General features: G+C 65.1%; 20 protein-coding genes and 1 pseudogene. 12 read left to right on the top strand and 9 right to left on the bottom strand.

The genetic code is table 11. From position 1 onward, the window contains the following. Nucleotides 1-5 precede the first annotated feature (5 nt). Nucleotides 6-635 carry a 2'-5' RNA ligase family protein gene (locus AOZ06_RS40755; protein ID WP_054294248.1) on the bottom strand — a complete coding sequence of 210 codons (630 nt, stop codon included), beginning with the start codon at nucleotides 633-635 and terminating at the stop codon, nucleotides 6-8. Nucleotides 636-647: 12 nt separating this feature from the next. Continuing rightward, complete coding sequence (locus AOZ06_RS40750) at nucleotides 648-1,964, bottom strand: hypothetical protein (protein ID WP_054294247.1); 1,317 nt, start codon at nucleotides 1,962-1,964, stop codon at nucleotides 648-650. A gap of 274 nt (nucleotides 1,965-2,238) precedes the next feature. Here AOZ06_RS40750 and AOZ06_RS40740 point away from each other — a divergent pair, with 274 nt between their 5' ends. From AOZ06_RS40740 to AOZ06_RS55260, 3 genes are read left to right on the top strand one after another with little or no spacing between them, the layout of a single operon-like run. Continuing rightward, nucleotides 2,239-2,637 carry a hypothetical protein gene (locus tag AOZ06_RS40740; RefSeq protein ID WP_157233518.1) on the top strand — a complete coding sequence of 133 codons (399 nt, stop codon included), beginning with the start codon at nucleotides 2,239-2,241 and terminating at the stop codon, nucleotides 2,635-2,637. Between the two features lie 57 nt (nucleotides 2,638-2,694). Next, a complete protein-coding gene (gene fxlM, locus AOZ06_RS40735) occupies nucleotides 2,695-3,942 on the top strand; it encodes a methyltransferase, FxLD system (protein ID WP_083472261.1) in 1,248 nt (415 codons plus the stop codon). Between the two features lie 58 nt (nucleotides 3,943-4,000). Further along, nucleotides 4,001-4,168 carry an FxLD family lanthipeptide gene (locus tag AOZ06_RS55260; RefSeq protein ID WP_083472260.1) on the top strand — a complete coding sequence of 56 codons (168 nt, stop codon included), beginning with the start codon at nucleotides 4,001-4,003 and terminating at the stop codon, nucleotides 4,166-4,168. Between the two features lie 205 nt (nucleotides 4,169-4,373). Here the strand turns inward: AOZ06_RS55260 and AOZ06_RS55255 are convergent. Continuing rightward, a protein-coding gene (locus AOZ06_RS55255; RefSeq protein WP_157233231.1) for an IS5 family transposase occupies nucleotides 4,374-5,179 on the bottom strand; the annotation gives its coding sequence in 2 pieces (ribosomal slippage) (nucleotides 4,374-4,840 and nucleotides 4,840-5,179; 807 coding nt in all). Between the two features lie 9 nt (nucleotides 5,180-5,188). Here AOZ06_RS55255 and AOZ06_RS40720 point away from each other — a divergent pair. Genes AOZ06_RS40720 through AOZ06_RS40710 form a run of 3 tightly spaced genes read left to right on the top strand, consistent with a single transcriptional unit; the run spans nucleotide 5,189 to nucleotide 10,295 of the window. Continuing rightward, nucleotides 5,189-8,218 (top strand): lantibiotic dehydratase, encoded by a 3,030-nt coding sequence (locus AOZ06_RS40720; protein WP_169799052.1) that lies wholly within the window; start codon nucleotides 5,189-5,191, stop codon nucleotides 8,216-8,218. Then, nucleotides 8,215-9,450 carry a lanthionine synthetase C family protein gene (locus tag AOZ06_RS40715; RefSeq protein WP_157233517.1) on the top strand — a complete coding sequence of 412 codons (1,236 nt, stop codon included), beginning with the start codon at nucleotides 8,215-8,217 and terminating at the stop codon, nucleotides 9,448-9,450. Before AOZ06_RS40720 ends, AOZ06_RS40715 begins: the two co-directional genes overlap by 4 nt. Nucleotides 9,451-9,470: 20 nt before the next feature. Continuing rightward, nucleotides 9,471-10,295 carry a thiopeptide-type bacteriocin biosynthesis protein gene (locus AOZ06_RS40710; protein ID WP_054294242.1) on the top strand — a complete coding sequence of 275 codons (825 nt, stop codon included), beginning with the start codon at nucleotides 9,471-9,473 and terminating at the stop codon, nucleotides 10,293-10,295. 82 nt (nucleotides 10,296-10,377) lie between these two features. On the opposite strand, the gene AOZ06_RS40705 is transcribed toward AOZ06_RS40710, so the two are convergent. Beyond that, complete coding sequence (locus AOZ06_RS40705; RefSeq protein ID WP_054294241.1) at nucleotides 10,378-12,900, bottom strand: GmrSD restriction endonuclease domain-containing protein; 2,523 nt, start codon at nucleotides 12,898-12,900, stop codon at nucleotides 10,378-10,380. Nucleotides 12,901-13,090: 190 nt separating this feature from the next. Between AOZ06_RS40705 and AOZ06_RS60800 the strand changes: the two genes are divergently transcribed. From AOZ06_RS60800 to AOZ06_RS40685, 5 genes are all read left to right on the top strand, one after another. After that, nucleotides 13,091-13,276 carry a type I restriction-modification system subunit M N-terminal domain-containing protein gene (locus AOZ06_RS60800; RefSeq protein WP_054294240.1) on the top strand — a complete coding sequence of 62 codons (186 nt, stop codon included), beginning with the start codon at nucleotides 13,091-13,093 and terminating at the stop codon, nucleotides 13,274-13,276. Nucleotides 13,277-13,509: 233 nt separating this feature from the next. Next, nucleotides 13,510-17,070: a DEAD/DEAH box helicase family protein gene (locus AOZ06_RS40695; protein ID WP_054294239.1), complete on the top strand. Its 3,561-nt coding sequence runs from the start codon at nucleotides 13,510-13,512 to the stop codon at nucleotides 17,068-17,070. 14 nt (nucleotides 17,071-17,084) lie between these two features. Further along, entirely contained in the window at nucleotides 17,085-18,464 is a 1,380-nt protein-coding gene (locus tag AOZ06_RS55250) for a restriction endonuclease subunit S (protein WP_236952491.1), read from the top strand. Further along, a complete protein-coding gene (locus AOZ06_RS40690) occupies nucleotides 18,461-20,020 on the top strand; it encodes a type I restriction-modification system subunit M (protein ID WP_054294238.1) in 1,560 nt (519 codons plus the stop codon). The genes AOZ06_RS55250 and AOZ06_RS40690 overlap by 4 nt, the downstream gene beginning before the upstream one ends. A 73-nt stretch (nucleotides 20,021-20,093) precedes the next feature. After that, complete coding sequence (locus AOZ06_RS40685; RefSeq protein ID WP_054297288.1) at nucleotides 20,094-20,744, top strand: hypothetical protein; 651 nt, start codon at nucleotides 20,094-20,096, stop codon at nucleotides 20,742-20,744. 173 nt (nucleotides 20,745-20,917) lie between these two features. Here AOZ06_RS40685 and AOZ06_RS40680 read toward each other — a convergent pair whose 3' ends face one another. The 4 genes from AOZ06_RS40680 to AOZ06_RS40665 form a co-directional block, all read right to left on the bottom strand. Further along, nucleotides 20,918-21,601: a hypothetical protein gene (locus AOZ06_RS40680; RefSeq protein WP_054294237.1), complete on the bottom strand. Its 684-nt coding sequence runs from the start codon at nucleotides 21,599-21,601 to the stop codon at nucleotides 20,918-20,920. Beyond that, nucleotides 21,598-22,203, bottom strand: a complete 606-nt coding sequence (locus AOZ06_RS40675) for a helix-turn-helix domain-containing protein (protein ID WP_054294236.1) — start codon at nucleotides 22,201-22,203, stop codon at nucleotides 21,598-21,600. Before AOZ06_RS40675 ends, AOZ06_RS40680 begins: the two co-directional genes overlap by 4 nt. After that, the gene (locus AOZ06_RS40670; RefSeq protein WP_054294235.1) at nucleotides 22,200-22,496 is read right to left on the bottom strand and encodes a hypothetical protein; all 297 of its coding nucleotides are present in this window, start codon (nucleotides 22,494-22,496) and stop codon (nucleotides 22,200-22,202) included. The genes AOZ06_RS40675 and AOZ06_RS40670 overlap by 4 nt, the downstream gene beginning before the upstream one ends. Nucleotides 22,497-22,587: 91 nt before the next feature. Further along, nucleotides 22,588-23,265, bottom strand: a complete 678-nt coding sequence (locus AOZ06_RS40665) for an MBL fold metallo-hydrolase (protein WP_054294234.1) — start codon at nucleotides 23,263-23,265, stop codon at nucleotides 22,588-22,590. A 103-nt stretch (nucleotides 23,266-23,368) separates the two neighbouring features. Between AOZ06_RS40665 and AOZ06_RS40660 the strand changes: the two genes are divergently transcribed. Further along, nucleotides 23,369-24,631: an acyltransferase family protein gene (locus AOZ06_RS40660; protein WP_054297287.1), complete on the top strand. Its 1,263-nt coding sequence runs from the start codon at nucleotides 23,369-23,371 to the stop codon at nucleotides 24,629-24,631. Here the strand turns inward: AOZ06_RS40660 and AOZ06_RS60795 are convergent. Continuing rightward, nucleotides 24,604-25,281 (bottom strand): annotated as a pseudogene (locus AOZ06_RS60795) (maleylpyruvate isomerase family mycothiol-dependent enzyme); the annotation flags it as partial. The gene AOZ06_RS40660 and the pseudogene AOZ06_RS60795 overlap by 28 nt on opposite strands. Between the last annotated feature and the right edge of the window lie 113 nt (nucleotides 25,282-25,394).

The raw sequence follows: 25,394 nt of genomic DNA, 5'->3' as shown, positions 1-25,394 counted from the left end.
TCAGGTCATAGGAGGCCGATATGGACAGTCGCGACTTCCGTCCATTCGTACGCCTTGTTGTCTCGGTTCAAGTCGATCAGTGATACGGCCGCCACGGTGACCTCGGCGGTGTGTTTCCCGTGCGCGGCAACCGATGCTGCAACGGGCTCGACTGGACCCGCGCTGTTGGAGTAGCCAAGTGAGACATGCGCGCGCCACCCGTCGGCAGGCTCTGGGACGTTCTCCGCTCCCCACACCTCGCCGATCGCGTCGCGGATCGCTTGCCGGACACGGGCAAGCGGTTCGATCGGGCGAACTGGCATCTGGATTGTCTCCGGGTCCGCGTGAGCCGGCCCGATCGTCACTGTGAAGGGCTCCAATTGAGCGCACCGCTTCTGTGCCGCGGAAACGATCCGATCCACATCGCCGCGGTCGACCTCATCGGTGAACCCGATGCCCTGCATCGTCAAATGCAGCCAGCGCAACGGAACCGGGTCGAGCGTCGGTAGCTGGCTGAGCGCGGGCGCGTAGGCGTCGACCAGCTCAGCAGCGGCAGGTTGGTCAGCAAAGGTGATGTGCCAGGTGTAGAACGACCGGCCCACCTTCCAACCGGGTCGCCACCACCAGTGGTCTCGCATCGGTTCCAGTTGCGACACTGAACCTCCTGTTCAGCTGGTCAGTTCGGCGACGACAGGGTGTCGAGCGAACTCGCGGATTCCGTCCCCTATCTGCGTTGCGAGCGGCTCGGCGGTGTATCCGGCGGCTGCCTTACGCACCTCCGCGAGGCGATGCAGCAACGGCCTTACTCGGTGCTCCGGCGCGGTCGCGAGCACGGGAGCCAAGGCGTCGGCTGCGCCGTCCAGTTCGCCAAGCGCGAGCCGGGCTCGAACCTGCTGGAGTCGCACCATGCGTTCGGATCCGGGGTTTCGCCGGTCGTCCGGGCTGGCCTCGAACCGTGCTACTGCACGGTCCGCGTGATCGGCAGTGACCGCCGGTTCGCCGAGAGCCAACGCGGCATCTGACCAGAAGCCTTCAGCGCGCTCTACACGACAGGTGAACGGTCCAGCGAGGTCGTCAATGTGGCCGTCCTGCACTTCAACGGTTCGTTGAGCGGTTACTAGCGCGTCACGTGCCTGCTTGGTTCGGCCAGTCCGGGCGAGGTCGAGGGCGTAGGCGCTGGCCAGGAACGTGGACGCGGTGCCGGTGGCGTAGGTCAGCCCGTCGGCGGCGTACTGGGCGGCGCGCTCGAAGTCGTCCTGCCAGAACGAGGCCGTGTGCTGCGTGGCGCGAACCCAGGCGCGCAGGCCATTGTGGTCGGCGTTCTCGGCGCATGCCCACGCTGTGCGTGCGTGGGTCTCGGCGATGTCTGGCCGGCCCAAGTCGACCGTCATCCATGCGAGCAGCGTGAGGGACCATCCGGCCGCCGCGTACAGCTCGCGGGCCTGTGTAGGCCGTTGACGGCCGTCGAGGAGCGTGAATGCCCGGTCGCGCAGGGCGCGGGTGCGGGCGAACAAGGGCAGTGTGGGGACCTTCAGGTAGGTGGTGGCGATCTGGCGCACGTCGGCGTGCAACTGCTCCACGGTCATGTCGCCGACGTTCGTGGCCTCGACTCGCGCCAGCAGTTCGCTCGACTCATCGGCCGCGTCCATGAGCACCACCTCGACATCCATGCGCGACGTTCTGTCCTGTGGCCTGTCCATCCGCGTCGGCATCTCCGTGCCGGGCTGTGCGAACCCCAGTGCCGCGTCGTCAACCGCTCGCAGGACGTGGCGCAAGGCGGCCCTGTAATGCGCATTCGGCCAGCGGACGGCGCCGCGTTCGTATCGGGCGATCGTGTGAGCGTCCAGGTCATACCGTTGGCCCGTGGACTGCCACAGCCATGCATTCACGGCCTCGGCCAACTCTCGGCGAGACATCGGTTCGCCTGGCAAAGTCCGAGAGGGCGTGCGTTCACGAGCTTCTTGCAGCAGTTCGTTGCGCTGCACGCGTCACCTCCCGACAGGTGCGCAAAGTCTAACGGCGCAAGCACTGGCTGATGATTGATCTGTCCGGGGTTGCCCTCACATGCCCGGCGATGCCCTGTGATCTGCCCTCCGCGTGTCAGCGGTCTGGGCCGACTCTTGATCACATGACGCCCTGGCCCCGATCGACGGTCGACTGTTTCCCGACATACGACCAGCCGCGCTTCCTCCGACAGGGTTGCCCGGCCCGCGCCTCGGGGCCGGGGCGTCTCCAGGCGACCCGCGTCTGGTGTATGGCGTGATCGTCGCGATGGACTCGAATCTGCTGGACGAATGGCTCGAAGAGCTTCGACGCCGCCGATGGACACATCATTACTTTCCCGATCGTCGAGCCCCGAAGGTGCACGCCTCCTTGTTCACCTGGCGCGGCGGCATCGTCGACGTCATCGCGATCTTCGACGCTGGCACCGCGTTGGCCTACAGGGCGCCACTTCCGCAGGGCGGCGACCCGTTCGACCCAATTCGGGTTACCTGGGCCTTCGCGGGCGAACCGATCTGGGCGATCCGCGGTGTCTTGGCGCTTCCGGAGCCAGGTGGGCACGGGGAGCCTGTATTTGTCCAGACGCCGCCACCACTGTGCGCGGGTCTCGCTGAGCTGGCCGGGCAGAACCGTGTGATCAGGCCACCGACGAGTTGACCCCGGCCGGCCGCATGCCTCCGCATGCCCAGAACCATCTACTGAGAAAGTGACTGAGTGAACACACTACGAGACAACGACGCGGCGACATCCGAGCGCGCAGACGCACTGCGGGCGGCGATGGTCGAGGACATGCGCAGTCACGGTGACTTCCACGCTGACCAGGTCGGCCACGCATTTGCCACGGTACCGCGGGAAGGATTTGCGCCAGGCGCACCGCTGGAGCAGGTCTACAACCGCGACGATGTCGTGATCACCAAGCGTGACGAGAACGGCCTGGCGCTGAGCTCGGTGTCCGCGCCGCGGATCCAAGCGTTGATGCTGGAGCAGGCCGATATTCGCCCTGGGATGCGCGTTCTGGAGATCGGCTCCGGCGGGTACAACGCGGCGCTGATCGTTGAGTTGGTCGGGCCGGACGGCGAGGTCACCACGGTCGACATCGACCAGTTCGTGGTCGACCGCGCGAAGGAGTACCTGACCGAGACCGGGTATCCGCAGGTCCGGGTGTTGCAGGTTGATGCTGAGGGCGGCGTGCCCGAGCACGCGCCGTTCGATCGCATCATCGTCACTGTCGGAGCCTGGGACGTCCCGCCAGCGTGGACCGACCAGCTCGCCGAGGACGGGCTGCTCGTCGTGCCGTTGCGCCTGCGTGGCCTGACCCGGTCCTTCGCCTTCGCCCGCGAGGAGAACAGGCTGGTCGCCGCGAACTATCAGCTGTGCGGATTCGTCCCGATGCAGGGAGCCGGGGCTAACGCCGAGCAGTTGGTGCTCCTGCACGGCGAGGACGTTGGGCTGCGCGTCGACGACGACCAGCCGGTGGATGCCGAGGGCCTGCGCGCCGCGCTGACCACACCCCGGGTGGAGCACTCCTCGGGGGTTGAGGTCGGCGGGTTCGAGCCCTTCGACGACCTGGATCTGTGGCTGGCCACCGCGTTGGATGACTTCGGGCTGCTTGTGGCGAAGCCTGCTGCGATTGAGGCCGGTCTGGTGGAGCGCTCCGCCCGCATGGGTGCCAAGACAGCACTGGCGGGCGGCAGCTTCGCCTACCGGGCCTCGCAGGCGACCTCGGAGGACCGCACGGCGTTCGAATTCGTCGTTTACGGCCACGGCCCGGACGCCGACCGGATCGCGGGCGAGTACGTCGAGCTGATCCGCGAGTGGGACCGCGCGCACAGGCGCGGACCCGGCGCACGGGTCGAAATCTTCCCTGCCGCAACTCCGGACGCGGAGATTCCTGAAGGCCGCCTGATCGAGAAGAAGCACACGCGCGTCCTGATCTCCTGGCCGCACCCGACATCGTCCTGACAACGCGCGCCAGATCGTCCTATCCGGAGATTCACCCAGCCTGCAAAGGAGAATCGCAATGACGATCCAGTTGGACACACCGACCCCGGCCGCTGCGCCGGACACGGACTTCGACCTCGACATCAGCATCGTCGCGTCCGGGCCCGTGGTGGCTGACCTGATGCGCAACACCGACGACAACTGCGGCTCGTCCTGCCAGAGCGCCTGTTCGAACAGCACCTGCTGACGCCGCGTGTGGTGACGGCCTGGCGTCGGGTGCCCGACACCTCGCCCGCCAGGCCGTTGTTCATCTGAAGGGGGTTGTTGAGGTTGTTCACCGTCATCGATGCGGTCATGCTCCGGCTGGCGACGCAACTGTCCGATGTGGATGAACGCGACTGGCCGGACCTGACCGGTGGGCACGTGCCGCAGTGGCGCGACTGGCTAAGGGATCAGTTCAGAATGATTTTTCGTAGGCAGATGACGGAGCAGGCAAGGCTGAGGATGGCTTCGTGGACATCGGCTCGGCGTTCGGTGCGGATGCGCAATCGCCGGAAGCCTTTGAGCCAGGCAAATGTTCGCTCTACCGGCCAGCGGACCTTTCCCAGGCCGGAGCCGTGCTCGGCGCCTCGACGGGCAATGACCGGGATGATGCCCCGGTCACGCACCAAGCGGCGGTACTTGTCGTGGTCGTAGCCGCGATCGGCATAGAGCCGCACTGGTCGTCGTCGTGGTTTGCCGACCACGCCTCGAATAGGCGGAATCGCCTCGATCAGTGGGATCAACTGGGTGACGTCGTTGCGGTGCCCGCCGGTGAGCGTGACCGCGAGCGGAGTGCCGTGTGTGTCAGTGATCAGGTGGTGCTTCGAGCCAGGCTTGCGTCGATCGACCGGACTCGGCCCGGTGTGGTCCCCCCTTTGAGCGCCCGCAAGTGCGTGGAGTCCACCAAGGCGGCCGAGAGGTCCAGCAGGCCCGCAGCGCGAAGCTCGGCGAGCACCAACTCGTGAAGTCGCTGCCAGACCCCGGCGTCGTGCCATTCGGTCAACCGCCGCCAACAGGTAGCACCCGAGGCATCGAACAAGGCTGTGGGCAGCCGGTTCCAGCCGATTCCGGTTCGCACCACGTACAGAATGCCCTCCAGTGCGGCCCGGTCGTCGGCGCGCTTGCGGCCGGGATGGCGAAACCGCCGTGCACGCGCTGGAATCAACGGCTGCAGGCGCGTCCACAGCTCGTCGGTCAGGACCGCCTCCTCACCCATCCGGCGATCGTGGAGCACCAAGCCGCATCAGCCAAGCCGACACGCCATCTCATTCTGAACTGGTCTCTAAGTCGAGCCTGGGCGGACGAGGCGTTCGCGCACGCGGTCGAAGCCGCCAGCCCGGACCTGGCCCGCCGAGTGATCGCGGTGTGCGCAGGGCACGAGCAGCGGCCCCGCCAGGTGCGCGGCGCGGTCGTTTCGCTGCTGCGGTATCGGCTGCGGGCAACGAGCCGGGCAACGCCGTTCGGCCTGTTCGCCGGAGTCGCACCGGCCGCGTTCGGTTCGGCCACCACGGTCCGCATCGGCGATGACCACCGCGCCACCGCCCGCGTCAACGCTGTCTGGCTCGCCGGCGTGGTGACTGAGTTGGAGCACAGTGCACCGTTGGCCGGGCGACTGCCGGTGGTACTGAACAACGTCACGACCCTGCGCGATGGCAGGCTGGTCGTAGGCCTGCGCCAAAACCCCGCTCCTGCAATGAGCCGCACCGATCCGGCTGAGGTGTCGGTCCGTCATACTCGCGCGATCGAGGTGATCGTCCGCGCCGCGCGCACGCCGATCCGCCTGGATGACCTCGCGGCCCTGCTCGGTGCTGAGTTCCCCAGCACTCCGCAATCGGTCATCGCACAGATGCTGGGCCAGCTGGTCGACCAGCGTGTGCTGATCAGCAGCTTGCGCCCACCGATGACCGCCACCGATCCACTTGGCCACGTCCTGACCGCACTGGTCGACGCCAATGTCGAGGACGTGCCCGCTGCGGTGCCGCTGCTCGGGCAGCTGCGCGACCTGCACGCCCGCCTGGCCGAGCACGACCGCACCGCTGACCTGGCCAAAGCGCGGGAGCTGCGGACGACCGTGACCCGGGCGATGAGCGACGTCGCCGGTACCGACCGGCCGCTGGCGGTCGACCTGCGTGCCGATGCCGAGCTTGTCTTGCCCCGCGCGGTGGCCACCGAGGGCACCCGAGCGGCGGCGGCGCTAGCGCGCCTTACGCCGCACCCATTCGGCAAGCCGGTCTGGCTGGATTACCACGCCCGTTTCCTGGAGCGCTACGGCATCGGCGCGGCCGTGCCGCTGCTGGAGCTGGTGAATCCCGACATTGGACTCGGTTTCCCTGCTGGGTACCGGGATTCGCTCCTGGAACGACCCGCGCCGCGAGTGTCCGAACGGGATGCCGCGCTGCTGCGGCTAGCGCAGAATGCGGCCTTGGATCGCTGTGTCGAGGTCGTGCTCGATGATGCCGCGATCGCGGGGCTGGAGGTAGAGAACCTGGGGCGTGCGCAGTGGCCGCCGCACACCGAACTGGCCGTGCAGGTCCACGCACCGAGCCGGGCCGCGCTCGATCGGGGCGAGTTTGAACTGGCGGTGAGCAGCGCGTTCCGCGCCGCCGGAACCACCACCGGCCGGTTTCTCGATCTGCTCGACGCAGTCGAGCGGAATCGGATGGCCCGCGCGTACGCCGGGATGCCCATGGTCAACGACGGCGCGCTGCGGGTGCAGATGTCCTGTCCTCCGCTGTACGCCGAGACCGAAAACGTCGCTCGCAGCCCACAGGTGTTGCCCGACCTTCTGGCGGTGAGCGAACACCGTGCGGAGGACGTGCTCGTGCCGGAGGACCTAGTGGTCCTCGGCGACGCGCATCGGTTCTACCTATGGTCCCGCTCGCGGGCGCGCCCGGTCGAGCCGGAGGTGTTCTCTGCCGTGGAGTTCACCAACTTCGCGCATCCGCTGTTGCGATTCCTCTGCGAGATCTCCACCGCGCGGGCTGCGGTGTGTGGGCCGTTCTCGTGGGGCACGGCTGGGCAGCTGCCGTTCCTGCCCCGGCTGCGTTACCGCCGCGCCATCCTCGCGCCCGCCCGCTGGACACTGTCCGCGGCCGACCTCCCCGACCGGAGAGCATCCTGGCCGGACTGGACAGCGTGCGTGGCCCGCTGGTGCGACCGGATGATGGTGCCCGCCGCGGTCTGCTTGGGCGGCAACGACCAGCGCATCCGCCTGGACCTGGACAAACCCGCGCACCTGCACCTGCTCCGCGCCCAGTTGGACCGCCACGGGCACGCCACCGTGCACGAAGCCCCCGCCGCCGACGCCTTCGGCTGGCTGGACGGACACGCCCACGAGATCATCGTCCCGCTCGCGGCCACCCACTCCAGGGCCTGGCCGCCCATCTCACCGCGCACCGCACCCGTCGCCGTGATGACCGCACAGGACGGGCACCTGCCCGGCGCCAGCGAGTGGCTGTTCTGCAAGCTCTACGGGCATCCCGATCGCCACACCGCCTTGCTCATCAACCATCTGCCGGTACTGCTGTCCACATGGGGCGGACCAGTGCAATGGTGGTTCCTGCCGTACCGCGACCCGGACAACCACCTCCGCCTGCGGGTGCGGCTGCCCGACACCGCAGCGTTCGGCCCGGCCATCGCCCAAGTGGGCACCTGGGTAGCTGGGCTGCGGCGCCTCGGGCTGATCGCAACGATGCAGCTGGACACCTATCGCCCGGAGACCGGCCGTTTCGGCAGCGGCACCGCGATGAGCGCTGCCGAGACGGTGTTCGCCGCCGACTCCGCCGCCGCAATCGCCCAACGCGCCCACCTGGCCGGCCCGGATGCGGCTGACGCCCGCGCGCTGACCGCGGCGAGTCTGCTCGACCTGGCCGCCGCGTTCACCGGCGGCACCACCGAAGGCGCCGCCTGGATGATCGAGCACATCTCCACAGACCTGATCCCCGCTCCGGATCGCACGGTCTACAACCAGGCGCTCCGCCTCGCCAACCCACGCGACGACTGGGCCGCCGTGCAGCAACTGCCTGGAGGAGAACAAATCGCCCTCTCCTGGGCGCAACGGCAGACCACGCTGGCCGCCTACCGCGACACACTCGCCTCCGCCGGTGAACTCGCGCCGGACGCGGTGCTGGCGTCCCTGCTGCATCTGCACTGCATCCGCACGTCCGGGATCGCGCCGGAGACCGAGCGGATGTGCCACCGCCTCGCCCGCGCCGCCGCCCTACGCCACACCGCCCACACGGAAGTGACCTCGTGATCCACCCGGACCCGTCACTGCTGGCCCTGGTCGACGACATCGCCGCAGGTCTGCACGACCCTGACACCGCACTCGCCACCGACGCCAGCACGCACCGGCCACGACCGCAGTCGCTTGCCAACGGCGCCGCCGGGGTCGCACTACTGCACATCGAACGCGCCCTCACCCAACCCGACCTATGGGGCACCGCGCACGCCTGGCTCTTCGCCGCCACGAGCGTTGACCTGCACGCCAGCCCCGCAGCCAGCTTGTTCTTCGACGTCCCGGCCCTGGCGTTCGTCACCCACGCTGCGGCTGGGGACACGGGCCGCTACCAGCGGGCACTGACCCAGCTCGACACCGCGACGGAACAGTTGACCCGCGCCCGCCTGGCCGCAGCGCACGCCCGTATCGACTGCGGCGATCGGCCGGCCCTGTCCGAGTTCGACCTGATCCGCGGCCTCACCGGCCTCGGCGCCTATCACCTCCACCGGGCCCCGCACGCCGAGGTGACGGCCGCTGTGCTGGCCTACCTCGTCCGGCTCACCGAACCCCTGCCCGGCGGGGATGGGCTGCCCGGGTGGTGGACCGACCACGGCCCCACCGGCCAACCGCCAGCCGAGTATCCCGGCGGGCACGGCAACTTCGGCATGGCACACGGGATCACCGGCCCCTTAGCGCTGCTCGCGCTGGCGCTGCGGCGCGGCGTTGTGGTCGACGGGCACCGGCAGGCCATCGGCCGCATCTGCGCGTGGCTGGACGCCTGGCAACACGACCACCCCTCCGGTCCTTGGTGGCCCCGCACGATCACCCTCGACGAAGCCCGCGCCGGACACTGCAACCAGATAGGTCCGTTGCAACCGTCCTGGTGCTACGGCACACCTGGCATCGCACGCGCCCAGCAGCTCGCCGCCATCGCCACTGGCGACACCGCCCGCCAATGCACCACCGAGACGGCGCTGCTCGGCTGCCTGACCGATCCCGGCCAGCTCGCTCGGATCATCGACCCCAGCCTCTGCCACGGCGCCGCCGGACTCCTGCAGACCGCCTGGGGCGCAACTGGTGACGCCACCACCAGCGAGCTCAGCGCCTGCCTACCGCACCTGGCCGGGCTGCTCGTCGAGCAGCTTCAGACCGCGCCACGCAGCGTCGGGCTACTCGAAGGCAGCACAGGCGTGGCACTCGCCCTGCACACCGCCGCCACCGGCACCGCCCCACGATCGGGCTGGGACGCCTGCCTGCTGCTGGCCTAAACCCGTTCCGGAGAAGCGACATGGACACCGGCACCAGCTCGCAGCGCCCGACATGGCAGCAGTTCGTCGTCGAGTTTGGCGACTATGCCGCCGCCGAACAGACCGCGGTCACGCACCTGCTGCCGATCATGGACCGCGTCGAAGCAGATGGCCTCGTCGCGTCGTGGTGGTTCATCCGCAAAGCGCCCGAGTGGCGGCTGCGCTACCTGCCGCCCCACCAAGCCGCCGAGGCCGCCGCTCGACACACCCTCCACACGGCGCTGGACACTCTGCGCGAGACCGGCCACATCGCCGGATGGGTCGAGACGATCTACGAGCCCGAAGTCCACGCCTTCGGCGGTGCCGAGGCCATGGCCGTCGCACATCAGCTGTTCCATCTCGACAGCCGACATATGCTCGCTCACGTCGGCAGTGGCCGTGACCAGCGGCGGGAGTTGACCGTCCTGCTCTGCAGCGTCCTGATGCGGGCCGCCGGGCAAGACTGGTACGAGCAAGGCGACATCTGGGCCCGCGTCGCCGAGAACCGACCGCTCTCACCCGAAACTCCGCCGGACCGAGCGCGAGCTTTGGAGCCCGGTTTGCGGCGCCTGATGACCGTTGACGCAGGTCCCAGCAGCCCGCTGGTCGGGCCCGATGGCAAACTCGCGCACGTCGCCACCTGGTCAACCGCGTTCCAAACGGCTGGCACGGCGCTCGACGAACTCGCAAGCCGGGGAGCACTCCGCCGTGGCCTGCGATCCGTGCTGACCCACCACGTGATCTTCCATTGGAATCGGCTCGGGCTGCCCTACGACATCCAGAGCATCGTTGCTCGTGCCGCACAGGAAGTGGTCCTTGGCGATTGACCCGGGCGCCAAGCCGACCCTGATAGCTGCCCAGTCATCACAGCGGCCTACACGAACACTGGACCGGACGCATGCCTGCTCGTCAGACCCCCGCACGGGCCTTTGCGTAAAACCATTGAAGTGCGTCTACGACTCGATCACGTGCGTCAGGGGCAACGAGCACAGTCAGCGGGAAGCCCGGTCGAAGCTCGATCTTGGCAGCGGCAATGGTTACACCGGCGGCGAGATTGAGACGGCGGCGCAGCTCCTCGCGCATATCGAGGTTGTCGAACGGCGTCCGAATACGGAGGTGCTGAAAAACGACTTCGAATTTTCCGCTTGGGTAGATCGCCGCGGGCCAGATGTTGCCGTTCTCCTCGTACTTCTCCCGCGCTATGAGGAAACACGAAGTTTCGTTCTGGCCAGTGCCGTATTCATTTCGGCCGCCTACCTTGGTCCAGGCATCAAGTACCAACAGTGTCGCTTCAGCGACCTCAGATCCTTGAAGGGCGATGAGTTGTTCAATGAATCGGTCTCGCAACGTTTCTTGTGTCGCGTCTGTCACGGGAGTCGCCGTCGGCAACTCGTCCGTGCTGACTCCGATGAGTTGTGCCAATGCTTCCAGATCCATCCGTTGGGCTTCAGATGCACGGCCGTGGTCATCGAAGCTGACTCCTTCGGCGCGTAGCAGGTCGTGAGGATCATCGGTCCGGGTGGGATCAAGCCACTTGAAGCCGGGGGATACCGTGCCGCCAACCTGGAGGACACGATGGGCATGCGGAGCCGGCATCGTGGCCAGACGTGTGCCGACCGCAACGGGGTGGCTGCCGATGATGGCTGCGAGATCGCCGTAGGTCGTCCACGAGCCGGCAGGTAGTTCGGCAAGGACCTTGTTCATGAGATCCCATGCGGGGTTCGCCTCCCGCTGGGCATCGGGAAGAGGCCCTGGCCACACCGAGATGACACGTTCGGCCAGTGAATCCGCGCGATCATAGATCTCTGATCTGCCCCACTCCGGTTGCCGAGCGATCTCCTGGTTCATCAGCAGGCCGCTTGTTGCCAGCTGCGTCCGTTTTACGGCGAACGCGCTGTTGCTCAGTTTTGCATTGTAGCCGGTAAGGGTGAGGTTCCCGAGCGTGTGCACAAGGGCTTCATGGACTTGCTCCAAACTTTCGCCCGGATCAAGGTTGTCGCCCAAGGCCGTGCGCCACTCGTCTGTCAGAGTCTGGGGCATGACGTGCTCAATAGTCAGTGACGAGAGGTCGACCGGTTCCTTGCTCGCGTATGACTCTTCCAGCCATTGGAGTACAAGCGAGCGCTGGTTTGGCCGACCGTTGATGTAAAAAGGAATCGCGCGCAAGCCCTTTCGTATTTCGTCGTCACTGGCATAGTACTTGCGGCCGGTCGAGAGATACCCAAGGACGGCCTTGTCCACAGGCAACGTCTGGTCCATCTCGGTCACTACGGACAGCAGGATCCGGTTGAGATTGGCCGTTGCGCGACCGATCAGAAGACGGCGGACGAAGAAGCTCTCCACGACCAGCATCGCCGAGGTGATCTCCTCGGATGTCGCACTGCCAGCATCTCGTCGATCGAGCAAATGCAGCAGTAACGGATACACGGTGCTGGTACCCCAGTCCCGAAGACGTCGGAGCCTGACCCGCACCTCTTTTACCTTCTCGAGAGTCGGGTCGAGAATGCTCTTCAGCAGGACACCCAGTCGGCTGAAGCGGGCCACCTCCGCTTCGATCTCTTCTTCCGTGCACATACGATCGAGCCGAGCCTGCTGTCCGGCGTAGGTGTCGGTCTGCTTGATCCTGGAGTCCCGCTGAACCAAATCGAGCCAGAACAGCAGTTCCAGGTCTTTGCTGTTCAGCTGATCCTGTAGTGGTAGCCACAGCGCGTTGTAGACACTCTCGCCGCGAGTCGGCAAGCGCATGAAGAGGTAGTTTCGAAGAAGATCCGCCTGAGTCAACTGCAGGCCAGTGTTGTTCAACGACTCGAAGATGCGATGGGCATTGTCCCCCTGCTGGGCGGTCACGGAGACAAGCGCTAAGCCTGAAATAACCGCGTTTTCGATATGATCGATGTCAACCAAGTTGTCGGCATCGTCCATGGTGAGGAGTTGCGCGGAGAAGTACCGATACGCTGCTCCCACAGGATCACTGCCACCGGCTTGCGGGGTTGAATCCAGGCAAGCGACGTACGCAGGCCGGTCGGCCTGGGTAGGTACCAGCTTGAGTCGCTGTTGTTCGGGTTTCCAGTTGTTGATCAGATATTGCTGGTTGATTCGGTCTCGATGTTCTGGTCCTTCCTGAGCGACACGATGGTCGCGGATCGCGCACAGCAGGATGGTCAGGGTTGTCAGCCGTTGCTGGCCGTCAACAACGAGATACTCCTGGACACCAGTTGGGCCGTTGCTGGGACTGGGCGCGAGGACAAGCGAGCCGATGAAATGCGAGGCGTCCGGATGCTTGATCCGGTCCTCAGCCAGCTGCGTGATGTCCTCCCACAAGCGGGAGAGCTGCGTCTTCGTCCAGGAGTATGTCCGTTGGTAAAGCGGAACTCGATACTGCTTGGATCCTTCCAGCAGCTCCTGCAGCGTCGTCTCGCGCGCGGCGACCATGCCGTATCCCTCCCACTCGGCAATCCAATGACTCTACTGGCGGCGGCTCTGCTACGACGCATCGCCCGATCGGGTGATCGTCCTGTCGTGAATGGATGTGACGGCGCTCGAAGGGTTCGGCTCCTCCGCCAAGCCGTACATGCCAGGATGAGCGGATCGACAATATGCGGAACGTGATGAAGGTTGGCGGATGGTGGAGTCCAGCTCGACGGTGATCAAGAACCATGCGACGTTCATCTGGTCGGTCGCCGACCTGCTGCGTGGCGACTACAAGCAGTCCGAGTACGGCAAGGTGATCCTGCGCGCTTCGCAGGTCGGTCTGGTGCGGGCCTGCCGCGGATCACATATCGACCCGCCGGAACGCTGCCCTTCGTAGGCGAAGACGACTGCCGAGCGCGACTGCGCTGTCCTGAGCAAACGACTACTCGTCTGGGCGGCGCAGCAGCTCAAGGTCATCCCTGCTCAGAGACATCTGTAGCGAGCTTCACTCCAGCGTCGATCACGTACACAGGATCGAGTGCCCTGCGGTTCACCTATCCAGTGCCATTACCACCGAGATAGCTTCCGTGGGCTCGGTCGTTGCTCGTGCGGGCAAGGAAGGGGTACCACGTGGACGATCGGCTTCGTGACTTCGGAAAGGGGTCGCCGAACTTTGGGCTCCTGTACCGCCACCAGCCCTTGCTGTCGATCTACGGTGCCCTCGCTGAGGCGACCGCCTTCACGAACCCGAACTCCTCGTTGGTCCAGGCTGGCCAGTTTGGTGAAGTTCTGGCCGAGGAGCTTGTTGCACGGATCGGGATGCGGATCGAGGGCGACCGTCAGGTCGACCGCCTGACCGCTCTGACCAGGGCCGGCGTTCTCGTGAGCGGAATTCGCGAGGACTTCGACCAGCTTCGCCGCGACCGGAACACTGCCGCCCACAGGCATCTTTTCGACACCGCACGCGCGCTGGCCGCCGTACGTATCTGCTACAAGCTTGGGCTCTGGTTCCACGACGCGATCGAGGGCCGCCGGACGGTCGCAGAGTTCGTTCCGCCCACCGACCCAGGTGACAACGCGCAGGTCACGGATCCGGCCGAGCTGGCCGAACTCCGCGAAGCTCTGGATGGCCACCGCCAAGCGCTGACACAGGCCCGTATGCGCCTGGCCGAGTCCAATACCGCCTTGGAGGCTGAACGCAAGGCCCGCGCTGAGGCCGAGCGCTTGATCGCCAGCGCCGCGGCTAATAAGGAGGCGCTACTCGCTCAGGTCGAACAGCTGAGTAGTCAGATAGAAGAGCTCAGAAGCGCCCAGCACACGCGGTATGAGGAAGCGCGCAAGCAGCCACGCCAGGTCGACGCCCAGCGCCGAGACGCGATCGTCCACCGAGCGCAGCGCCCCGCGCCGCTTAACGAGGTGCAGGCTCGCGACGCAATTGACGCGATGCTGCTTGCGTGTGGCTGGTTCGTCCAAGACCGTGACCAACTGAACCCGCTTGCTGGCCAAGGTGTGGCCGTCCGCGAGTTCACCCTCGCGACAGGTCGGGCCGATTACGTTCTCTACGTAGACGCCAAGATTGTTGGTGTCGTGGAAGCCAAGCGCGAAGGTGACCACCTCTCTAGCGCTGTCGAGCAGAACGACCGGTATGCGGCCGGGGTGCTGAAAGAACATCGGCTCGCAGTCTGGCGGGAGAGCGAGCCCTTCGCCTTCCGTTACGCCACAACAGGTGCTGAGACCTACTTCATCAACCGGCTCGACCCTGAGGCCCGGTCCCGTGAGGTCTTCGCCTTCCACCGCCCCGAAACGGTTGCGGACTGGATGCGCCGTGCTGAGGAAGCACCTACCGTGCCTACCTTGCGGGCTGCCCTGCGCAGACTCCCGGTGCTGGAGCCGAATGGGCTGCGTCTGGCGCAGGTAGACGCGATCACTGGCCTTGAGGAGTCCCTGGCCCATGATCGGCCGCGGGCGCTGATTCAGATGGCCACCGGTGCGGGTAAGACCTTCACCGCGGTGGCCCAGACCTATCGGCTGCTCAAACACGCTAAGGCGCGCCGGATCCTGTTCCTCGTCGACCGCAACAACCTGGGCAAGCAGGCCTACGACGAGTTTCGCAAGTTCACCACTCCCGATGACGGACGCAAACTCTCCGACATCTACAACGTCGACCGGCTCGGCGCCGCGGGGCTTCAGGACACCTCGTCAGTCGTCATCTGCACCATCCAGAAGATGTACTCGCTGCTACGCAACGAGGCACTCGTCGACGATGATCCCTCGGATGAGGCCGGAGACAGCCTGGCCTACGAGGACACGTACGCCACGGACCAACCCATTGAAGTCTCCTACAATCCCGCAGTGCCGATCGAGTCCTTCGACATGATCATCGTGGACGAGTGCCACCGCTCGATCTACGGTCTGTGGCGGGGAGTGCTGGAGTACTTCGACGCGCACTTGGTCGGTCTGACCGCCACCCCGACGCTCCAAACACTCGGCTTCTTCGGCCGCAACCTGGTTTCCGAGTACACCTATCCGCAAGCGGTCGCGGACGGGGTGAACGTCGACTTCGACGTCGTGCGGATGCGAACAGACCTGCGGGAGAAGGGCGCGGCAACGATCGAGGCCGGAACGACCGTTCGCGTCAAGGACCGGAAGACCCGGCGGCAGCGCTACCAGGAACTGGCCGACGATTTCACGTACACGACTGGGCAAATCGGCCGGACAGTGGTCACGGTTGATGAGATCAGGGCGGTTCTCATCGCCTACCGAGACAACTGGCGGCGCTGGTTCCCTGGTCGAACCGAGCTGCCGAAGACCTTGATCTTCGCGATCGGCGAGGACCATGCCGAGGATGTCCTCGCGCAGGTCAAGGACGTGTTCGGGCGCGGGGACGACTTTGCGAAGAAGATCACGTACAAGAGCCGCCAAGCCGGCGAGGACCCGAACGAGTTGATCCGCTCGTTGCGGACCTCGCCTCGGCTGCGGGTTGCCGTCACGGTAGACATGATCGCAACCGGTACCGACATCAAGGCGCTGGAGTGCGTAATCTTCATGCGTGAAGTCCGTAGCGCGGTGCTGTTCGAGCAGATGAAGGGCCGCGGCGCTCGGACCATCGATCCGACGGAGCTCCAAGAGGTCACCCCGGACGCGGACGATTCAGTGCGCAAGGACCGTTTCGTGCTCGTGGACGCGGTGGGCGTGACAGATTCTCCGCTGGTCGATGCGAAGCCGCTGGTACCGGCAGGCGAGCGGCAGGTCTCGCTGGCAAAGCTGCTCGACAAAGCTGGCACGAAGTCGATCAGCGCGAGCGAGGCCGAGATCATGGCGGGGCGGCTGGCGCGCCTCAACCAGCAGCTGACTGACGAGGAGCGGGACCTACTGACCCGGGCAGCCGGCGGGCGGACCCTGTCGGAGATCGCAGGCGCCATCGTCAACGCGGTAGACCCCGATCGGCAGGAGCGAGCGCTGGAGGAAGGCGGTCAGGCTGCGGCCCGGCAGTTGATCGAGAACGCGATCGCCCCGCTGACCGAGCATCCCGAGCTGCGACGGCACATCATGGAGATCCGGCGAGACAAAGACTACCTGTTCGACGAATTCACCCCTGTTCAGGTAATCGACCTGGTCGAGGTCCCGCGCGAGGAGCGGGCCAGGGAGCAGGTCGACCGGTGGAGCCAACTCCTGAAGGAGAACCGTAACCGGCTCGCCGCTATCGACATCGTGCTCACCAGTCCACGCTCCGTGTCACCTGCGGAGGCGTACGCGTCGTTGAAGGAACTCGCACACGAAATTAGACGTCCGGACTACGCATGGACTCCGCAGTCGTTGTGGGTCTTCTACGAGGACCTGGGCAAAGCAGCCCACTACCCAGGGAAAGAGGCAGGCGTGCCTGACCTCATCTCCCTCATCCGGTACGAACTGGGCGTAGACGACGAGCTGAAGCCATACCGGTCGCTGGTGGAGGAACGCTTTGAAGGTTGGCTGCTCAAGCAGCGTCAAGCGGGAGCCTCCTTCTCCGAGGAACAGTTGTGGTGGCTGCGGGCCATCAGGGACGTGGTAGCGAGCGACGTCGGTATCAGCCCGGCCGAGTTCAACGCCGAGCCCTTCAAAGGCAAGGGCGGAGGGCGCGGCTTTGCACACGCGTTCGCGGGGCGGGATGTTCGGTCTTTGTTGAGTGATCTGAATCGGGAACTAGCTTGAGCAGGTTGAAGAAAGTGACACTTCCGACTGGGTGGACCTGGGCCACATTGGGTGATGTAGCTAGGTGGGGCAGCGGCGGAACCCCCAAGAGTGGCGTCTCTCGCTACTACGGTGGAGATATCCCTTGGGTAGTCAGCGGCGACCTGAACGACGAGCCAATACGCGCATCCACATCAACCATCACCACTGAGGGCCTGAACTCAAGCTCTGCAAAATGGGTTCCCGAGGGGTCCGTCTTGATTGCCATGTACGGCGCGACGATCGGTAAGCTAGCTATTACCGAACGGCCACTCACCACCAATCAAGCAGTAGCGTTCGCAACTCCAAACGAGAATCTTATCGACAAAAAATTTCTATTTTGGTACTTGCGGGCACAGCGCGAAGACCTCAGAAAAACCGGAAAAGGTGGGGCGCAGCCAAATATCAGCCAGGCAATCCTAAAGGCATGGCCCATCCCCATCCCGCCACTCGCGGAGCAGAACCAAATCGTCGAAAACCTCGAAGGTCAACTCTCACGTCTCGACGCCGCCAGCAGCCTAGTTGCGTCATGCGCTAACCGCTTCAAAGCCCTGTTGCCTCGAGTTATGCAAGCAGAACTGCGTCAGACTGGGGCACCTATGGTGCAGCTTTCCGAGCTTGCAGACGTGAGACTAGGCAGGCAAAGATCCCCCAAAAATCATACAGGCGACCAGATGCGCCCGTACCTTCGCGCCGCGAACGTCAGTTGGCAGGGACTCGCACTAGACGATGTCAACAAAATGAATTTTACAGATAAAGAGGCAGAGATCTATCGTCTACATGCGGGAGATATTATTCTTAGCGAGGCATCCGGCAGCCCTGGCGAAGTGGGAAAACCCGCCATCTGGAACAATGAAATCGAAGACTGCTGTTTTCAGAACACCCTAATCCGCGTGCGCCCCCGAGAGGGTGTTAACCCGCAGTTTTTGCTTCACTTCTTGCGAAGTGAGGCGCTAAGTGGAGAATTTCGCAAAGGCGTGCGCGGTGTAGGAATCCATCATCTCGGCTCTGCAAAACTAGCGGCATGGAAAGTTCCCCTTCCTTCCCGCGCGGAACAGATTCGGATTGTGGAGAGGCTGGACGCGAAAGTCTCCAATCTGGAGAGCGTTCGCGCTTTTCTGAGCGGACCTAACGGTTCTTTGAGTCGGGCACGCGTGCTACGTCAGGCAATTCTCAACCGTGCCTTCACCGGTAATATTGTCCCGCAGAATCCCGCCGACGAGCCCGCATCCGTGCTCCTCGACAGTATTCGCGCTGAGCGTGAGTCCAAAGTTGGCAAGGCCAAACATATTTCCCGGCGACCCCGCAAGGCCGAGGCCACCACAGACATTCCGCCCGCACCCGCCACCGCCGTTCAGCAGGAGCTTCCGCTGTGACCCTCGCATCCCCCGCCCAGGCTCACGCCCAGACCAACGCGCTGGTCTCCAAGCTCTGGAACTACTGCAACGTCCTTCGGGACAACGGTCTGTCCACTATTGAGTACGTCGAGCAGCTCTCGTATTTGCTCTTCCTCAAGATGGCTGATGAGATTGCCTCCGACCCGTTCACCGAGCAAGAGGCAAAGACAGTCGTACCGGCGCCGTACGACTGGCAGTCGCTCGTCCGCCTCAAGGGTATCGATCTTGAAGTCCATTATCGCAAAACCCTCGAAGTTCTCGCGAAGAACCCTGGAACCACCCTCGGCACGATCTTCGCCAAGTCGCAGAACCGGATCACCGAGCCTGCACTCCTCGAAAAGCTTGTTGTCGACCTGATCGGCAAGGAGGACTGGACGATCCAGGGCACGGATCTCAAGGGCGATGCGTACGAGGGTCTGCTCGCTAAAGGCGCTGAAGACACCAAGACCGGGGCTGGCCAGTATTTCACGCCCCGTGCACTCATCGACGCCATGGTCGATGTGATGCAACCGCAGCCCGACGACACGATCACCGACCCTGCCTGCGGCACTGGTGGCTTCCTCATCGCCGCGCACCACTACATCCGCGAGAATCACATGCGGGATCTCTCCCGCGAGCAGCGCCTCGCGCTCGGGTCCGGCAAGATCTGGGGCAACGAGCTGGTCACCGGGACGGCCCGCCTCGCCGCCATGAACATGCTGCTGCACGGAATTGGTGACGCCGACGGCCGCTCCCTTATCACCGTAGGTGATGCCCTCGCCGAACAGCCTCGCCGGCATGCCTCGCTCGTCCTCGCCAACCCGCCGTTTGGCAAGAAGTCCGCGATCACTGTGGTCGGCACGGACGGCAAGGCGGAGAGGGAAGATATCTCCTACGAGCGGGATGACTTCCGTGCCACCACGACCAACAAGCAGCTCAACTTCCTTCAGCACATTATGTCTCTGCTGGAAATGGACGGCCGAGCGGCTGTTGTCCTCCCGGACAACGTGCTCTTCGAAGGCGGTGCGGGCGAGAAGGTGCGCCGCCGTCTGCTTGAAGAATTCGACCTGCACACCATCCTGCGTCTGCCCACCGGCATCTTCTACGCGGGCGGTGTCAAGGCAAACGTCCTGTTCTTCGAAAAGAAGCCGCCCCGCAGCGGCGGCGCGCCCAACACCTCGAAGCTCTGGGTGTACGACTTCCGTACTGCCAAGCACTTCACTCTCAAGCAGCACCCGCTGGGCCGAGCGGATCTGGACGAGTTCGTCGAGGCGTACCTGCCAGGCAAACCGCGCAACGAGCGGGTGGAGTCGGAGCGCTTCAAGTCCTTCGACTACGAGGAACTCATCGCTCGTGACAAGGTCAACCTCGACATCACCTGGATGAAGGACCCCGCCCTCGACGACGCCGATAGCCTGCTGCCGCCCGAGGTAATCGCGCAGGAGATTGTAGAGGACCTACAGGCTGCGCTGAGCGAGTTCGCAGCCATCGCGGAGGCCCTCGGTGGTGAAGTTCCAGCCGACATCGATGCGATCTCGCCAGATGAAGCAGGGTGACGCGAATCGAGTTGCCCTGCCCCTGCATTCACCGGCATCGTGATGTCGATCAATCGACGGGATGGGGAGCCCGATGACCAACGCACATCCGCAGACTCGTGAGTTCCGGGCGTTCCTGAATAACATCGAGTACGCCCGGAAGATGATCCTGGCAGGTCGCAGCTTGGCCGCCTTCCAGTCTCCCGTTATCGACATCGGCGACTTCTACCGGGCCGCGTGGGTGCAGGCTGTCAGCGCCATCGACCACTGGTTCCACGAGGAGCTGTACCGCCGAGTCGCCGAGCTGACCGCTGAGGACAGCCCCGCGATGCCTTACCAGCTCTCCAAGTTTGAGCTGCCGCTGGTGAAGGTGGAGGAGGTACGGCGAGAAACTACTACGCTCGCCGATGCTGTCTCGGAGCACGTCAGGGCGAAGTGGTCAAACGCGGCCCTCCAGAACCCACGCAAGATCAGTGAGGCACTCAAGCTGGTCTCGGAGGAGGACATCTGGGCCAAGGCAGCAGCCAAGCTGAACGAGTGGAACCACGGTCGCACGTCCATGAACGCGCAGACTCTGAAGCAGCAGTACAACTCCATCACTGAGCGCCGTAACAAGATCGCCCATGACGCTGACCTGTTGGACGGCGACCTCAAGCGCCGGCGACCTATCTCGGACGCGGAGGCTACGGACGCCATCGACTGGATCGAGCGAATCGCCCTCGCCATCGCTCACGTCCTTGGGTAGTAAGTTGCGATCCGCGGCCGGCTGGCATCGAAGTAACGCTTGCACCGGGACATCGACGGCGTCACCCTCAGCATCCGGCTTCCCATCGACGAGCTGTCCCAGATCGTCCATGCGACAGAAAGAACCACCAACACCACGTCAACCGCACAAGAACCACCTGCCCAGGCATCTGGTCACCCCTCACCACCAGCCCCGGTGTCTCGCTTCACCAGTGTCGCCAATCCGGTCGCCAGACCCAGCACCAGCACCGGAACGCACGCCACGAGGACCGTGACGAGCGGCGGGGCGCTGGTGAGGTGCGCGGCGCGCATCAGGTGGCTGGCCACCTGCGCCGTAGCGCCGACCACCAGGCTGGCGATCGCTGACCAGCGGGCGAACAGCCGAGTGCGGTCGGACAATGAGGCTGAGGACAACCAGGTGCGCAGTGCGTAGCCACCGTAAGCCTCGATGCCCAGTGGGAGCACGATCGCGGTGTTGATCCGAAGCTTGTCGAATAGGCCCGGGAGTGGCTGCACCATTCCGAAGCCGGTCAGCTGTCCCAAATCGACCCACCCGCCCCACACAGCTACCGCTGCGGCCAGCCCGATCAGGATCAGCGGCCATGGCCGAGACTGGCGGGTAAGGACAGGCGTCATGGGGTTGCTGGTCGAGGCCGTGAGAGTCTGGTCAACGTTGGTGCTCTCGCTGGCGGACGGTTTCTCCAACGCCGCCAGCACTTTGCGCACCTGGTGATCCGTGGCACCGGTCAGCCTGGTCAATGTTGGGCGGCCGGGACGCGGACGACCTTCAGCTTCCGCCTCGGCGAGGAGAACACGAACCCGGTGGACCAGACCTTCGTCGACGGTGGGCGCGCTCATCGGCTTGCCTCCAGCAGGGCGTTCGGATGGCAACGAGGACACATGCGCGACCGGCTCCGCTCCGCGTCGAGCCACACGACCCTGGCGGAGATCGGGTCTCTGGGCCGAGCGTCGCACTGGCCGCACGGCACAGGCACGCGAGCGCCCTGCTGGGTGCGCTCGCGCGAAGGACGGTTCTTTGGACGGTTAAGGGAAGGTTCGGGTGCAAGCTCTGCACCCCGTGACGTCGTTGTTTGCACCCCGTCGTGCCGAGTTTGCACCTCGTGTTGTTCAGCGGGGTGCAGTGTCTGCGCCCCGCTGTGGATAACCAGGTCCCAGCCCTTCGGACGCCGATCAGCTCGCTTCACGTAGGCGGCTACGATCTCCGGGTCGGACGGTTTGATGAGCCCGAGGTCTTCCAGCGCGCGCAAGGCGTACTGCACCGACCGCTCCGACAGGCGGGTGTAGCGGACCAAGGTGGAGACGGCTGGAAAGGCGTTCTTGCCGTCTGGGTCCGCATGGTTGGCCAAGCCGACGAGGACGATCGCGAGGCTGGACGCGTCGCGACGGTCGCCTGGGATGGGTGCCTTGTTCAGCGCCCAGAAGATTGCTTCGATGCTCACCGGACGCTCTCCGGAGCGTCGACAGCGCGAGCACGGTAGATCAACGAGGCGATGGTGCCGACGGTCTCGATGTCCCAGTCGGCCAGCCAGTCGATGATGCGGCGGTCATAGGCGCCAAGGTCGACACCATCGAGTGGTTCGAGCAGAGCTGCTACCCGGTCGGCGTGGCGACGAGCACGCCATTGGTCGTTGGTCTCGCCGAACCGGTAGGGGTCGGGCTCGTAACTGTCCACATCGAACGGTGGACGGATGCGCCGTGGTGCACGGTTCAGCGGGGCGATACGGTGCTGCATGATCGGACCTCCATCGTCCGGTCATGGCCCCGACTGCTGCCCTACAGCAAACGGGGCCGCCTACATGTCAGGCAGCCCCGTTCGGAACGTCTCACCAGCCGCGAGAACGCCACTCGTCGAGCTTGGGGCGCTCTTCGCCCAAGGTCGAGTCGTCCCCGTGGCCGGGGTAGAACCACGTGTCGTCCGGCAGTTCGCCGAAGATCCGTGCCTCCAGGTCGTTGATCAGGCTGTTGAAGTCTTCTGGGTTTGTTGTCCGCCCAGGACCGCCGGGGAACAGGGAGTCGCCGGTCCACAGGTGCGGGTGGCCGCTGGGATCGCGGTAGAGCAGGGCGATCGAGCCGGGGGTGTGGCCTCGCAGGTGGATCACTTCCAGTGTGCATTCGCCCACCTCGATCGTGTCGCCATGTTTCACGAACACGTCAGGGGGTACTGGTAGGGGGTCAGCATCGAGGGCGTGGGCCACTGTGTTCGCGCCGTTCGCGCCCGCGATGGCGCCGAGGGCTTGCCAGTGGTCGGGGTGTTGGTGGGTCGTCACGATCGTTCGCAGCCTTGGGCGGTTGCGGTCGTGTCCGATGAGGTCTTCGATCCTCTCCGGATCGTTCGCCGCGTCGATCAACAACGCTTCCCTGCTGGCGTTGCAGACCAGGAGGTACGCGTTGTTGTCCATCGGCCCGACGGACAGCTTGCTTATCGTCAGCTTCTCGAGGGTGCGCCTGGCGGCCGCGCCGCCTGGATCCACATGACCCGTGTAGTTCTCGACAACGTCCACGGTCGCCGACAGTAGTCCTTCAGGACCTGCTCAGTGTCTTCACAGGTTGGCGAATTACGCTCCGATCACGAAGTCGTCCTTGTCCGCCGATCACTGCGAGCTCGTGACTACCACACTTTCTGCGACCGACGCGGAGGCCACGCCGCCTCCCAGACGGTCGACGCGCCGGATCAGCTGGGACATCCTGCGGGTGTTCGCCGTGTTCGCCGTCGTGGTCGAACACATCACCCACCAATCCCAGATCAACCACCCTGAGCTGGGCGGGTACCTCTTCTCTTTACCGCTTCAGTTCGGTGCCAGCACCATGCTGGTGATCTCCGCCTTCTTCGTGTGCGTCACCATCGGCCGTCATCGCTGGCTGTGGAACCGGATCGCCCGCTTGGTTCCCGCGTACCTCGTCGCTGTCGTCGCCACCTACGCCGTCTCGCGGATCGCCGTGACCGTCTTCAACGGCTACGCGTACGCGGACGGTAGTTGGCTGTTCGGCGTGCCTGTTTCCGGCACGCCCACCCCGTATCCGTGGTATCTGCCCACTGGGCACGACCTGGTCGGCAACTTGCTCATGGTCCAGGCTTGGGCGCCCAGCTTCCACTGGATCGACGCCGCCTACTGGACCCTGCCCGTCCAGATCGTCGCGTTCGCCATCGCCGCGTTCCTCTTCCCGCGCAAGTGGCTCAACACGCGCAACGCCCCGGTTTGGCTGTGGTCGTTGGTGATCGTTCCTGTGGTGCTGCGGTTCACCGTCCGCGGTGACGACGCCCCACAGTGGGTCAAGTCCGTGTTCGACGGTCTCGCGTTGCATCGCGTGCACTTGTTCGGTGTGGGTATCGCCGTCTGGTTGTGGTCGACCGGTCGGCTGCGTGGCTGGCATCTCGGCGTCTACATCGCCGCCGCGTTGGTCGCGCAGGACGCGCACGCGTACTTCAGCGACACGCCGTCCACGATCGCCTTCGGTGTCGTGCTGCTTCTCGTCTGCGCCGCCGCTGGTGGGCCTGACTGGGACATTCTTCTTGTACGCAGGCTCGCGCCTGCCATCACGTGGCTCGCCGGCATCTCCTTCGGCGTCTACCTCGTCCACCAGGAGCTCGGGTTCATCCTCGCCCGCGCGTTGCTGGACGTCGGCGCCCCGCCGTTCGAGCGGTTCGCCGCGTCGTTCGCCATGGCCGTCGTGCTCGGCTGGCTGCTCACCAAGTTCGTCGAGCGGCCGATGCACCGCCTGCTGACTCAGAGCCAGGCCGGTAAGGCCGGCAGGTCTCCCGCCAGCCCGGTGCCGTCTCCTCGCCCGATCAGCCAGGCCAGCACGGTCGGCGCCGGTCCGCCCACGTCCGGGGAGTCCTTGGCCGCCGCCAGTTCCCAGTCGCGCTGACGCCCGTCGGCGAGGTCCACCCGCAGGCGCACCGGCGGTACGTCGGTCCGCTGGGCGAACTCGCCGACGATCTGGTCGAGCAGCCGCTCGACGTGCCCGTCCGGCAGGTCGGCGAACCCGATCCCGCCGTCGAGGTCGACCGTGTGCACCGCCGTCTCCTGCCACCGCAGCCACGGCACTTCGCACGCCGTGATCTGCCGCCCCGTGGCCAGTACGACCGATTTGCCCCACGAAATGTCATCCATATGAGTGAGAGCGTCAAAAAATCTCTCGACCGCCGCCGTCAGGTCCTCCCTCAGGACCTGCGTGATCCTGTGCGCCCCTTCTTCGATGTCCGCGTCCCGGTCGGCCCTGCTGGCGTACATCGGGTGCTCGACGCCGGTGCGGGCCCAGGTGAGCAGGTTCACGAGCGCGTCGGCGTTGCGGGCGAGATGCGTCACCACGTGCGCCCTCGTCCAGCCGGGCAGCAGGCTCGGCCGTCTCATCGCAGGGTCGTCGAGCGCCTCGACGACACCCGTCAGCAGCTCGGTCGTCAGCCTGGCGGAGGCCGTCCCGAGCTCGGCGTACTCGGCTGCGGACAGTGCGCTGCGGGGACCTGGCAGGGAATCGTCCGGGGTGGCCGTTCGTTGCGATACACGTGGTTCAGTCATGTGTCGTGTCCCGACTTCGCTGAGCAACATGGCGCTCACGATGAGCTGATGACGACCAGGGTACGGGTAGATCACCAGCCGTGGGGGAGACTCCAAATCGGTTTTGTCGGACC

Origin of the sequence: Kibdelosporangium phytohabitans (genome assembly GCF_001302585.1) — a bacterium.
Classification (GTDB): domain Bacteria; phylum Actinomycetota; class Actinomycetes; order Mycobacteriales; family Pseudonocardiaceae; genus Kibdelosporangium; species Kibdelosporangium phytohabitans.
This window is presented reverse-complemented; position numbering and strand designations above follow the sequence as displayed.

Bases quoted from the DNA above. Each gene is read 5' to 3' on its own strand.
- AOZ06_RS60800 (WP_054294240.1), top strand. From the start codon at position 13,091: ATGGTGGAGTCCAGCTCGACGGTGATCAAGAACCATGCGACGTTCATC.
- AOZ06_RS40705 (WP_054294241.1), bottom strand. From the start codon at position 12,900: ATGGTCGCCGCGCGCGAGACGACGCTGCAGGAGCTGCTGGAAGGATCC.
- AOZ06_RS55260 (WP_083472260.1), top strand. From the start codon at position 4,001: ATGACGATCCAGTTGGACACACCGACCCCGGCCGCTGCGCCGGACACG.
- AOZ06_RS40710 (WP_054294242.1), top strand. From the start codon at position 9,471: ATGGACACCGGCACCAGCTCGCAGCGCCCGACATGGCAGCAGTTCGTC.
- AOZ06_RS40680 (WP_054294237.1), bottom strand. From the start codon at position 21,601: ATGAGCGCGCCCACCGTCGACGAAGGTCTGGTCCACCGGGTTCGTGTT.
- AOZ06_RS40670 (WP_054294235.1), bottom strand. From the start codon at position 22,496: ATGCAGCACCGTATCGCCCCGCTGAACCGTGCACCACGGCGCATCCGT.
- AOZ06_RS40685 (WP_054297288.1), top strand. From the start codon at position 20,094: ATGACCAACGCACATCCGCAGACTCGTGAGTTCCGGGCGTTCCTGAAT.